Raw genomic sequence first — 12,048 nt, forward strand, 5'->3', positions numbered from 1 at the left:
CGTCAAGTAATCAGCATGCTGACGATCGGTGTACGCTCACCGACGTGTCCCGCTTCCTCCGCATCGTCCTCCCCGCGCTCGTCATCGTGGTCTGGCTCGGCATCGCCTCCGTCGGCGGTCCCTTCTTCGGCAAGATCTCCGAGGTCTCCACCAATGACCAGACCTCGTTCCTGCCGGCCTCGGCCGACGCCACGAAGGTGCAGGAACGGTCCTCCGAGTTCCGCGACGAGTCGGGGGCGCCCGCGATCATCGTCCTCGAGCGCGACGGCGGCCTGACGTCGACCGACCTCGCCGACGCGAAGGCACTCGCCACGACGCTGTCCGACCGCGCCGACGTCGAGGCCGTCAGCCCGGTGATCCCGAGCGAGGACGGCGACGCGGTCGAGATCGTCGCCACGCTCACGCAGGACGCCGAGACCGGGGACGCGGTCGAGGCCATCCGCGCCGACGTCGACGATGCGCTCCCGTCCGGTGTGCGCGGCTCCGTCACCGGTCCCGCCGGGTTCACCGCGGACCTGACCGAGGCCTTCGCCGGCATCGACGGACTGCTGCTCGGGGTGGCGCTCGCCGCGGTGTTCGTGATCCTGATCATCGTCTACCGATCACCCCTGCTGCCCGTCCTCGTGCTCGGGACCGCCACCTTCGCCCTGTGCGCCTCGATCCTCGTGGTCTGGTGGCTCGCCAAGGCCGACATCGTGACGGTCAACGGGCAGGTGCAGGGGATCCTGTCGATCCTGGTGATCGGTGCGGCGACGGACTACGCGCTCCTGTACACCTCGCGCTTCCGCGAGGCGCTGCGCGACCACCGCACCGGTTGGGACGCGACGAAGGCCGCCCTGCGGGGGAGCCTCGAGCCGATCCTGGCCTCGGGCGGCACGGTGATCGTCGGGGTGCTCTGCCTGCTGCTCTCCGACCTCAACTCGAACAAGGCGCTCGGCCCGGTCGCGGCCATCGGCATCGCGTTCAGCCTGCTCGCCGCCCTGACCCTCCTGCCCGCGCTGCTGCTCGCGTTCCGCCGTGCGGCGTTCTGGCCGCTGCGTCCCGCGTTCGGCAGCGCCCACCCCGAGCTCACGGGTCCGGGCGCCCGCGGCATCTGGGCGCGCGTCGGCCGGCTCGTCGCCCGGCGGTCCCGGGTGGTGTGGATCGTCTGCACGGTCGGCCTGCTCGCGATGGGCGCCGGCCTGTTCGGGCTCAAGGCGGACGGGGTGCCGCAGAGCGACCTGATCATCGGGTCGTCCGAGGCCCGTGACGGTCAGGACGTGCTGGCCGACCACTTCCCGGGCGGTTCCGGCAGCCCTGCGCAGGTCATCGGCGCGGAGCGCGACCTCGACCAGCTCGTCGACGCGATCACCGCGGTGGACGGGGTCGACGGGGTGGTCGCCGCAGCGAAGGACAGCCCCGCCGGCACCGTCCCGGTGACCGGGGACGCCGCGGGCAGCGGCACGCCGACCGTCTCCCGCGGTGACGTCCTGCTCGAGGCGACGCTGTCCGACGCCGCAGACTCGGACGCCGCCGAGCAGACCGTCCGTGACCTCCGGACCGCCGTCGAACGGGTCGACCCGGGAGCGATCGTCGGTGGCGTCACCGCGACGGCGGTCGACACGAACGACACCGGGATCCGCGACCGCACGGTGATCATCCCCGTGGTGCTCGTCGTCATCCTGCTGATCCTGATGCTCCTGCTCCGCAGCATCGTCGCGCCGCTCGTCCTGATCGGCAGCGTGATCGTGTCCTTCGCGGCGGCCCTCGGCGTCGGAGCGCTCGTCTTCGACCACGTGTTCCACTTCCCGGGCGCGGACCCGAGCGTGCCGCTGTACTCGTTCGTGTTCCTGGTGGCGCTCGGCGTGGACTACAACATCTTCCTCATGACACGGGTGCGCGAGGAAGCGCTGCGGCACGGTCCACGCGAGGGCGTCCTGCGCGGACTCGGCGTCACCGGCGGGGTGATCACGTCGGCGGGCGTCGTGCTCGCCGCCACGTTCGCCGCCCTCGGCGTGATCCCGATCCTGTTCCTCGTGCAGATCGCGTTCGTCGTCGCGTTCGGCGTCCTGCTCGACACGATCGTGGTCCGTTCGCTGCTCGTGCCGGCGCTGGCCTACGACCTCGGGCGCCGGGCCTGGTGGCCGTCGCGCCTCTCGCGCACGACCCCTGACATGTGACACGCTGGACCCATGCCAGTTCCCTCGACGCAGCCCGCTGCCGAGCGCAAGCTCCTCCGTGACACGGTGCAGGACAAGATCCGAGACGCCATCATGGACGGCACGCTCGAGCCCGGGGAACGGCTCAACGACGACGACCTGATCGCCTGGCTCGGTGTCTCCCGGACGCCGATCCGCGAGGCCCTCGCCGAACTCGCCCGTGCCGGACTCATCGAGATGGCGCCGAACCGCTACACCCGGGTCGCGGCGCCGACGAAGGAAGAGCTCCTCGACGCGTACCGCACCCTCGGCGTGATCTACGGCGGTGTCGTGCGGCTCGCGGTGCCCCGGTTCACGGACGCGCAGCGCAAGAAGATCGTGAAGATGCTCGACGACGTGCACGCGCGGGTGAGCGCCGACGAGCAGGACCAGGTCGCGCGCGACGGCGCCGGCATCTACTCGATGTGGGCCGACGCGTGCGGCAACCCGTCGCTCGTGCAGCTCTGCAACTCGACGACGGACGGGCTCTCGTTCAAGCTCCGCGTTCCGGAGCTCGCGGAGCTCCTGCCGGCCGACGTGATCCTGCCCGAGCTGACGAAGCTCAAGGACGCCGTCGTCGCGAAGGACCCCATCGCTGCCGAGCTCGCCATGGAGGCGATCCACCTGCTCCCGTCGCGCGACTAGCGGGACCAGCGCGACCAGAAGACGGCCTGGAGGCCCGTGGCGACTCCGCCACGCGCCTCCAGGCCGTCACTGCGTCACCACACGACGAGGCGAGCCGTCAGTGCGCGACGGCGCTGATCATCCCGAGACCGACGCTGATGCGGTCCGCGACCTCGATGAGGTCCTCGGCCAGGGACCCGAGGTCACGGTCGCGGAGCTGCGTGAGGCGTCCGGAGATCGAGAGCGCGGCCGCGGTGTCCCCCGAGGCGTTCCGGATCGGCGCGGCGATGCAGAACCGCCCGAGCGCGAGTTCCTGGTTCTCCTCGGTCCAGCCGCGCTTCGCCGAGACGGCCAGGTCGGCCGTCAGGGCGTCGTGCGACGTGATGGTGTGGTCGGTGTACCGCGCGAGGTCCGCACCGAGGAGCCGCTCCCGGTCCACCTGTGACAGGTCGAGCATGAGGGCCTTGCCGAGCGCCGACGCGTGCAGCGGCTGTCGCATGCCGATCATCGTGTGCGACTTCGGCGCCAGCGACCCCTCGAAGTGGCAGAGGTAGATGCACGAGGCGGCGTCGCGCACCCCGACGTTCGCGGTGAGGCCGATCCGGTGCGCGAGTTCCTGCGCCGCGGCCCGGCTCTCCCGGTGCACCGGGTTGTGGTTGAGTCCCTGGCTGGCGAGTTCGAGCACGGCGCGACCGACCGAGTACCCCTGCGAATCAGGATCGCGACGCACGTACTCGAGCGACTCGAGCGTCGCCAGGAGCCGGCCCGTCGTCGACGTCCCGAGGCCGATCGCCCGCGCGATGTCGGAGGCACGCATCGGCCCGTCAGCAGCACCGAGCGCGCCGAGGACCGCCGCGGCGCGCTCGACGCTCTGGTTCGGAGGGGTGGTCGTCATCCCCTCATTCTGGTCTGCGACGGCGATCAGGACACCGTGACGCCGCTGACGAACGCGTTCGAGCGCACCTGCGCCGCTGTCAGCGGTACCCCGCCGAGCACGACGTCCTGGAACGCGACGCCCGAGATCCCGTGGGCGGCGTCCCAGCCGGACAGCGTCACCGAGTCCGCCGTGACGTCGGTGAAGTCGCGGATCGTGATGCCCGTGATCCGACCGCGTTCGTCGCGGTAGCCGGTGTCGTTCGAGTACTGCCCCTTGAGGACCTGCAGCACGATCGCTCGCTTCCCGACCGGCTGCGACTCCACGTGGAAACCGTCGACCGTGACGTCGGAGACCGTCGCCCAGTCCTGCACGTCGAACTTCAGGGCGACCTCCTTGGCGCGGAGCACGTACGACTGCGTGATCGAGATGTCGGTGAACAGCGATGTCTCCATCGAGGAGCCGAACCGGACGGGGTTGCCGCCGGTGACGTTCCAGAAGGTGGTGTCGAGTGCGTGCAGCCCGCGGGTCTCGGGTTCGCCGTTCGTGGCGGCGTCGAGGGCGTGCCAGCCGAACCCGTCGTCGCCGCTCATCACGAAGTTGTGCTCGACCGCCATGTCCTGCACGCCGTCGGTGTCGATGCCGTCGTTGTTGATGAGCGTGCCCATCAGGTTCGTCCACGACACGTGGATGCCCGACGACCGGATGTACAGCGTCTGCCACCACTGTGCGTTCCGGACGCCGATGCCGGAGACCGTGACGTCGGAGCTGTCGCGGAACCGGATCGCCATCGTCTTCGCGGTGCGCGAGGTGTCATCGCCGGCGTCGAGGATCCCACGGCCGAGCACCCGCACGCCGGTGACGCCGTCACCGTCGATGCGACCGTGCACCAGGGCGCCGGGAGCCAGGTAGATCGTCTGCCCGGACGTCGGGCGGATGACTCCGGCGTCGTGCTCGCCCGGGCCGAAGTACCGGACCGAGGGGTCGGCGGCGGACGGCACGGTCGTCTCGGCCGGTGTGACGAAGAGGAACAGCGCGCGAACGCCGGGCGTCTCGATCACGAGCGGGTGTGCGTCGCGGATCGTGAACGTGATGGTGGAACCGGAGCGGGTCGTCGCGATCGACAGCGTCCGTGGTGTCACGACGGGTGTGGCCGACGCGGCGAGGCCGGGCATGGTGACGCTGACGGTCGCCGTACCGGTCCCCTTGGCGAACATCGCGACGTCGTGCGAGGTGCCGCTGACCGACTCGGCCCTGACCGGCACGGCCGTCCCGTTCGCCGAGACGGAGTGCGCGGTCGCGGCGGGCGAGGTGGGGTTCCCCGGGTTGGGCTGGATCGTGGCGGTGCCGGCGGTGACCGCTGACGGGGTGGCGGCGGTGTCCGCGACCGCAGCCGCGCCGTGCGGCCCGGACGTGCCGACGGCGGCGAGTGACAGCGCGATGACCGTCGCGATGGTGTGTGCGCGCAGGCGCATGGCGATCTCCCTTGATCGTTGTCGGTGTTGCAGGTGGGTCAGTAGACCTTCACGGCGCTCGCCGTGACGAACGGCGACCCGTTCGTGGCGGTCACGACGATGCGGAGCGAGTCGGTCCGCACCGGGGCGAGGTCGTGGACGCGATGCCGGTGCCGGTTGTCCGTGACGGTCTCGAGCTGCCGCCACGAGCCGTCGACGGACACCTCGATGCGGTAGTCACGGGCGAGCGTCGGGACGGCGTCCCAGTGGGTGCGGTGGTGGTGCAGGTTGATGAGGTCGGCGTCGACGTCGTCGTTCCACACGATCCGCACCTGGCGCACGTCGACCGGCTCCGTCCAGTCGAGTGTCAGGGCGGCTCGGCCGTCGCCGGCCTCGGACGACCACAGGTGCGGGCCGCCGAAGGGACGCTGGTACCCGTCGGCCACCCTGGAGGCCCGCCACGCGTCCGAAGCGCCGGCTGCGGTGAACGCGAAGGACCGTCCGCGCAGGGCGCGCGCTTCCCAGTCGGTCACCGGCTGGTCGGACTCCTCGGGGATGTGGTCGTCGAACTGCTCGTCGTCGGCCGTGCGGGCACGGAGGGCCAGCACCCCGTACGGGTGCCCGTCGGTCAGGACCAGGCGGACGCCCGGGGCACGACGGACGACGACGACCGCGTTGCACGGCTCCTCGGGACGGAACGCGAGGTCCACCACCGCTTCCCCGGATCCGGCAGTCACCGCAGCGGTGTGGGTGGCGACGTGCTCGATCGGGGCGTAGTTCTGCGGCTTGCCGGTCGTCCAGAGCTCGATCGTGAGCTCGGCCGCGGTGCCGTCGTCGACGACGGTCCGGAGCGCGAAGGAGCCGAGCGCCGGGTCGGCCGGCAGGACGATCGCGACGTCGCGATCGAGTGCGAAGGTGTCGGCGGTCGCCCACGGGGTGGTGTCGATCGAGGTGAGTTCACTGCTCGCGGTGATCGTCGCCAGGTGGGCCAGGTCGGCACCGTCGACGGCCCGGACCCCGATGAGCGGGGCGTCCTCGCGGAGCAGCGTCTGCTGGAGCATCTCGACGTGGTCGTTGCCGAGCGTGCGGGGCGTCGTGGCGTGCCGGGCGACGAGGTGCGCGGCGGTGCCGGCGGCCTGGCCTTGGGTGGCGCACGTGGCCATCACCCGCGTGGAGCCGAATGCCACGTGCGACGCGGAGATGTTCCGGCCGGCGAAGAGCAGGTTCGCGACGTCCGCGGAGTAGAGGGAACGGAACGGGATGTCGTAGGTGCCGTCCGTGTACCGCTGCTGCGCGCCGGCGGTCTCGGCGTACACGCCCTCGACGGGGTGCAGGTCGATCGACCAGCCGCCGAACGCCACCGCGTCGGGGAAGGTCCGCTGCGACAGCAGGTCCTGCTGGGTGAGCGTGTGGTCGCCGATGAACCGGCGGTACTCCCGTTTGCCGGGGATCGCACCCACCCAGTCGAGCGTGAGGGTCTCGGCGTCGAAGGCGCCGGAGTTCTTGATGTGGTCCCAGATCCCGTAGACGACGCCCCACAGCTCGTCGCGGATCCGCTCGTTCTCGGTGACGGTGTCGAGCGCACCGCCCCACTCGATCCACCAGTAGTTGCAGCCGTTGTCCCCGGTCTTGATGGCCCGGTTGGCCAGGATCGGTGTCGTCCTCAGGTCGACGGCGATCGACGGTGGCACGAACTTCTCGGGCCGGCCGGTGTCGTGCGTCGAGAAGAAGATCGAGCTCCCGAGCAGTTCGTCGTCGGGCTGTTCCGGCGCCCACGCCTCCCCGTGTTCGGCGCGTCCCTCGCGGCCGATCCGGAACGACGCCCCGGCGAGTGCGCCGACGAGGCCGTCGCCCGTGCAGTCGAGGAACACCGGTGCGGTGAAGGTCGTCTCGATCTCGGACCCCATCGTCCACCCCGTGACGGAGGTGATCCGGGTGGCGCCGTCGTCGTCGGCGGTCGTGACGGTGCGCACGTCGGTGTTGAGGTGCAGGTGCACGTTCGGTTCGGCGCGCACGAGGTCGAGCACGACCTGGTCCCAGTAGACCGCGTTGCCCTGCGGGTTCCGGTACTGGTTCTCGAGGAAGAGCTCCCCCATGATCCCGGTCTCGCGGGCGAACCGATGGGTTCCGTGCGCGGTCGCCCCGACCACCCACACCCGGATCTCGCTCGAGGAGTTCCCGCCGAGGACGGGACGGTTGGTGACGAGGGCGACGCTGGAGCCGAGGCGTGCGGCGGCGACCGCGGCGCACACACCGGCGAGACCGCCTCCGACGACCACGACGTCGTGGTGCTGTTCACGGGACTGCATGGCGGTGACGGTATCACTCTCTGGCGCTGCCTTCCCACTGTGTGGCAAAGTGTGCCCGGCAAGTGCTATCGTCAACGAACTCTCGACAACGAAGTGTGAGGTCACCCCATGAGCGACGGAACCCGAACGCGCACGAGCGCGGACGCCGCCGGCCCCCCGGACGTCCAGGCAGCACTGGGCGACGACGCGCGCCGGCAGGGCATGCGGAAGGTGATCGTCGCCGCGGGCGTCGGCCACTTCGTCGAGTGGTTCGACTTCGGCCTCTACGGCACCCTGGCCACGGTCATCTCGCTGTACTTCTTCAAGCAGGGCGACCCCCAGGTGGCGTTGCTCTCCGCGTTCGCCGTGTTCGGTGCCGGCTTCGTGATGCGCCCGCTCGGCGGGCTGTTCTGGGGCTCGCTCGGGGACCGGGTCGGCCGGAAGACCACGCTCGCGACGGTCATCCTCATCACGAGCGGAGCGACGGCCGTGATGGGCATCCTGCCGACCTACCAGAGCGTCGGGCTGCTCGCACCGATCCTGCTCGTGCTGGTCCGGCTCGTGCAGGGCTTCGCCGCCGGTGGCGAAGGTGCCGGCGCGACGACGCTCCTGGCCGAGTTCGCGCCCTCGAACCGGCGGGGCTTCGTGACGAGCTTCATCGACGTCTTCGGGTTCGCGGCCTTCATCGTCGGTGGCGGGCTGGTGTTCCTGTTCACCGCGCTCGCGGGCGACGACGCGCTCGAGACGTGGGGGTGGCGCGTCCTGTTCCTCATCGCGGTCCCGCTCGGACTGGTCGGCCTGTACCTCCGCAACCGGCTCGAGGACACCCCCGAGTTCCGCGCACTCAAGGCGAAGGGCGAGGTCGCGGCGAACCCGTTGCGTCGCTCGCTCCGCACCGGGTGGAAGGCCCTGCTGTTCTGCATCGGCTTCGTCGTCCTCAAGGCGGTCGGCCACTGGATCCTGCAGACCTTCATGCCGTCGTACCTGCAGGCCGACCTCGGGTACTCGCCGCTGGTGTCGTACGGGGTCGTCGTGATCGGCTTCCTCGTGATCGCGGGACTCGTGCCGTTCTTCGGCCTGCTGTCGGACCGGATCGGCCGGAAGCCCGTCATGCTCGCCGGCTGTACCGGCTTCCTGGTGCTGACCTACCCGACGCTGATGCTCATGGACGCCGGCAACTTCTGGGCGGCCGCGGCCGCGATGGTGCTGCTCGGCCTGTTCATGGCGGCGTTCGACGGTGCCGTCAGCGCGGCGATGGCCGAACTGTTCCCGACCGCGATCCGCTACGGGTCGATGGGCATCGCCTACAACATCAGCGTCGCGCTCTTCGGTGGCATCACGCCGTACTTCGCCACGTGGCTCATCAGTGCCACGGGCAACACGTTCGCGCCCGCCTTCTACGTCATGGCGGCTGCGGCGATCACGGGGATCACCGTGCTGCGGGCCCGTGAGACGAACAAGCAGGGCCTCGTCGCCCGGTGAGGAACACGACAGCGGGCATGGGGTGACCTGCCAGGCGCATCCCATGTCCGTCGTGCGCGCGCCGGTTATGGTTTCCCGGTGAGCAACGAACCCGAGCAGACGACCGAGCCCGCACACCGCGGTGCCGCGACGCCGCGCCACGGGCGCCAGAAGCGACGGGCCGGCGTCGTGTTCCCGGCGGTGGCGGGCGTGCTCACCATGGCCCTCCTGCTGTGCGGCGGGTACGCGGCGTACGCGTACCACCAGCTGTCCGACGGCGTCACGATCGTCAACGCGATCACCGGCGGCAAGGACAAGAAGGACGACGTCGACGGCACGGCGCAGAACATCCTGCTCGTCGGCGACGACCACCGACCGGACAACGCCACCCCGGAGCAGCTCGCCGAGCTCAGCACCGAGGAGGACGGCGGCGCGACGAACACCGACACGATGATCGTGCTGCACATCAACGCCGACGGCAGCCAGGCGACGATGATCTCGTTCCCCCGCGACTCGTACGTGGACATCCCGGACGTCGGCAAGGGCAAGCTCAACAGCGCGTTCTACTACGGCACGCTCAACGGCGGTGGGGACACCGGCGGTGCGAAGATGCTCATCAAGACCATCGAGAACCTGAGCGGGCTGCAGATCGACCACTACGTCCGGGTCTCGCTGCTCGGTTTCTACCAGGTCGTGAAGGAACTCGGGCCGGTGGAGGTGTGCCTCAACCAAGCTGCGAACGATCCGTTCTCCGGGGTGAACCTGCCGGCGGGCAAGTCCTCGCTGGACGCGAAGGAGGCGTTGTCCTTCGTGCGACAGCGCCACGGGCTGCCGAACGGTGACCTGGACCGCAACATCCGGCAGCAGTACTTCCTGTCCCAGGAGGCCCGGAAGGTCACGTCGGCGGGCACGCTGCTCAACCCGGTGAAGATGGGCAACATCCTGCAGGCCGTCGGGGGATCGATCCAGACCGACACCAACCTGATCGACCTCGCGTCGCAGATGGCGAACCTCCGGCCCGCGAACATCCAGTCGGCCACGATCCCGACCCTCGGGACCCCGACGATCTCCGTCAACGGATCGCCGCTGTCCATCGTCGAGGTGGACACCGTTGGTCTGCCGGCCTTCGTGCAGGGTCTGGTCGGTGAGCCCGAGGCCTACACCGCTGCCGGTCCGGCGCAACCGGCGAACACGTCGGTCACCGTGCTGAACGGCAGCGGCGTGCAGGGAGCGGCCACCGCCGCCGGTCAGGTCCTGACGGCTCGCGGCTTCCAGGTCGCGCCGGCCGGGTCCTCGCCCACCACGAAGGTCACGCAGGTGCAGTACCCGGCCGGCCAGGAGTCGCAGGCGAAGGCCGTCGCGGCCGTCGTGCCGGGTGCCGTCGCCGTCCGGACCAACACGGTCACCGGCGTCACACTGGTGCTCGGCACCGACGGCAAGACCGCGAAGCCGGTCGCGACCGAGCCGAGCGCGGCCCCCTCGACGCCGGCGGACACCGGCTCGGGCTCGAAGCCGGCGGAGCAGCCCGCGAAGGAACCGTCGCCGAAGTCGACCGACGTGCACAACTACGGCACCGAGGGCACCTGCATCAACTGATGGGAACCGGCCAGGCGGGGCGTCGGTAGGTTCGTGGAGTGACCAGCGCCGCACGCCCGATCGTCCTGATGACCTACAACATCAAGAACCCGGACCCCGCGCACGACTGGCCGGCCCGCCTGCCGGTCGTGCTCGACGTGATCCGCCGGCACGACCCCGACCTGCTCTGTGTGCAGGAGGCGTTCGGGCACCAGATGGACGACCTGCGCGCCGGGCTGCCCGACCACGCCGACGTCGGGCAGGGGCGCGAGGGCGGCGACGCCGGGGAGCACGCGGCCGTCTTCTACCGCCGCGACCGGTTCCGCCCGTCGGACGAGGGATCGTTCTGGCTGTCGGACACCCCGGACGAGCCGGTCTCGAACACCTGGGGCAGCCTGTACCCGCGGATCGCGAACCACGCCCGGTTCCTCGACGCCGAGGGGCCCGCGTTCACCCTGCTCACCACCCACCTCGACCACGAGCCCGGACCCCACGGTGACGAGGTCCGGGGCCGGAGCGCCGCCCTGATCGTGGAACGGCTCGCCGGGGAGACCGGTCCGGTCGTCTTCGCGGGCGACTGCAACGAGCCCGCGGGGAGCGGCACCGCGTCGAGGGTGTTCTCGGAGGCCGGGTTCGCCGATGCCTGGCTGACCGCGGGGGATCCGTCCGACCGGACCGCGACGTTCAACGACTGGCAGCCACCGGTCGACTCCGGGGAACGGATCGACTGGGTGCTCACCCGCGGCGTCAGCGGCGTGGACCGCGTCGTGATCGACCACGACGGCCCGGAGACCTGGTTCGCCAGCGACCACTTCCCGGTGGTGGCGACCCTGCGCGTCTGACCCGCGTCAGCAGCTCCGGCGTGCGTGGACGGGCATCGGGGACCCGATCACCGTGACCGTCGTGTCGTTCGTCAGTGCGGACACCCCGTTCGTGCCGGCGTCCGTGGCGTCCTGGGCGTCGTCGTCCGTCGCGGGCGCCGCGTCCCAGCCCTGCCGCAGCAGGAGCTGCCAGGCGCGGGAGTCGTCGGAGCCGTAGGACACCCGGTGCGACCGGGGTGCGTCGGCGATCTGCTCGTCCAGGTCGTCGCCCACCTGGACGCCGTCGGGGCCGGTCAACTCGATCCGGGCACCCGAGCGGCTGCGCACCGAGTCACGCAGGATCCGGACCTCGACGGCGTTGCCCGCTCGGGCGTCGGAGCGCAGGGCGGCCACGCGGAGGGCGCCGCCCCAGGTGTACGTGGTGCTGGCGGGGAAACACGCCCCGCCGTCGCCCTCGGCCGTCTGTGTGCGCGAGGGGGTGCCGAGCAGGCGGTTCAGCACGCTCACGGTGAGTCCGGAGTCGCGCATCGAGGACTTCACCACGGTGTCATCGCCGTTCCGGAGCACCAGGGCCTCGGCGTCGAGCTCGATCGAGTCCACCCGGCGGAGTTCCGCCTTCGTCACGTGCACCGGAGCGGCGTCGTGCGAGGTCTCGGCGGCCACGGCGACGTCCGCCCCGAGCCCGGTGGTGCCGTCGAACGCGAGCGCACCGGCCGAGAAGGCCAGCACGGCGGCGCCGAGCGCCAGCAGGGTCCGAGGAGTCACCGTTCGACG

The 12,048-nt window shown here is 70.8% G+C and carries 9 protein-coding genes; 5 read left to right on the forward strand and 4 right to left on the reverse strand.

From position 1 onward, the window contains the following. Positions 1-44 precede the first annotated feature (44 nt). Positions 45-2,159, forward strand: coding sequence for an MMPL family transporter (locus BIU89_RS08545; protein WP_071245836.1), 2,115 nt, complete (start codon positions 45-47; stop codon positions 2,157-2,159). 12 nt (positions 2,160-2,171) lie between these two features. Continuing rightward, positions 2,172-2,822: a GntR family transcriptional regulator gene (locus BIU89_RS08550; RefSeq protein ID WP_051597115.1), complete on the forward strand. Its 651-nt coding sequence runs from the start codon at positions 2,172-2,174 to the stop codon at positions 2,820-2,822. 97 nt (positions 2,823-2,919) lie between these two features. On the opposite strand, the gene BIU89_RS08555 is transcribed toward BIU89_RS08550, so the two are convergent. The 3 genes from BIU89_RS08555 to BIU89_RS08565 are packed head-to-tail and all read right to left on the reverse strand — an operon-like array spanning position 2,920 to position 7,438. Beyond that, a complete protein-coding gene (locus BIU89_RS08555; protein ID WP_027467181.1) occupies positions 2,920-3,696 on the reverse strand; it encodes an IclR family transcriptional regulator in 777 nt (258 codons plus the stop codon). Between the two features lie 26 nt (positions 3,697-3,722). Further along, entirely contained in the window at positions 3,723-5,150 is a 1,428-nt protein-coding gene (locus BIU89_RS08560; RefSeq protein WP_071245838.1) for a hypothetical protein, read from the reverse strand. A 38-nt stretch (positions 5,151-5,188) separates the two neighbouring features. Next, positions 5,189-7,438: an FAD-dependent oxidoreductase gene (locus BIU89_RS08565; RefSeq protein ID WP_071245839.1), complete on the reverse strand. Its 2,250-nt coding sequence runs from the start codon at positions 7,436-7,438 to the stop codon at positions 5,189-5,191. Positions 7,439-7,546: 108 nt separating this feature from the next. Here BIU89_RS08565 and BIU89_RS08570 point away from each other — a divergent pair, with 108 nt between their 5' ends. From BIU89_RS08570 to BIU89_RS08580, 3 genes are all read left to right on the forward strand, one after another. Further along, complete coding sequence (locus tag BIU89_RS08570; protein ID WP_027467178.1) at positions 7,547-8,899, forward strand: MFS transporter; 1,353 nt, start codon at positions 7,547-7,549, stop codon at positions 8,897-8,899. A 78-nt stretch (positions 8,900-8,977) separates the two neighbouring features. After that, entirely contained in the window at positions 8,978-10,474 is a 1,497-nt protein-coding gene (locus BIU89_RS08575) for an LCP family protein (RefSeq protein ID WP_071245841.1), read from the forward strand. Between the two features lie 38 nt (positions 10,475-10,512). After that, on the forward strand, positions 10,513-11,295 hold the full coding sequence (locus BIU89_RS08580; RefSeq protein ID WP_071245843.1) for an endonuclease/exonuclease/phosphatase family protein: 783 nt from the start codon (positions 10,513-10,515) through the stop codon (positions 11,293-11,295). 6 nt (positions 11,296-11,301) lie between these two features. On the opposite strand, the gene BIU89_RS08585 is transcribed toward BIU89_RS08580, so the two are convergent. Then, on the reverse strand, positions 11,302-12,039 hold the full coding sequence (locus tag BIU89_RS08585; protein WP_071245844.1) for a hypothetical protein: 738 nt from the start codon (positions 12,037-12,039) through the stop codon (positions 11,302-11,304). Positions 12,040-12,048: the final 9 nt, after the last annotated feature.

The organism is Curtobacterium sp. MCBA15_005 (assembly GCF_001864855.1).
GTDB classification, from domain to species: Bacteria; Actinomycetota; Actinomycetes; order Actinomycetales; family Microbacteriaceae; genus Curtobacterium; species Curtobacterium flaccumfaciens.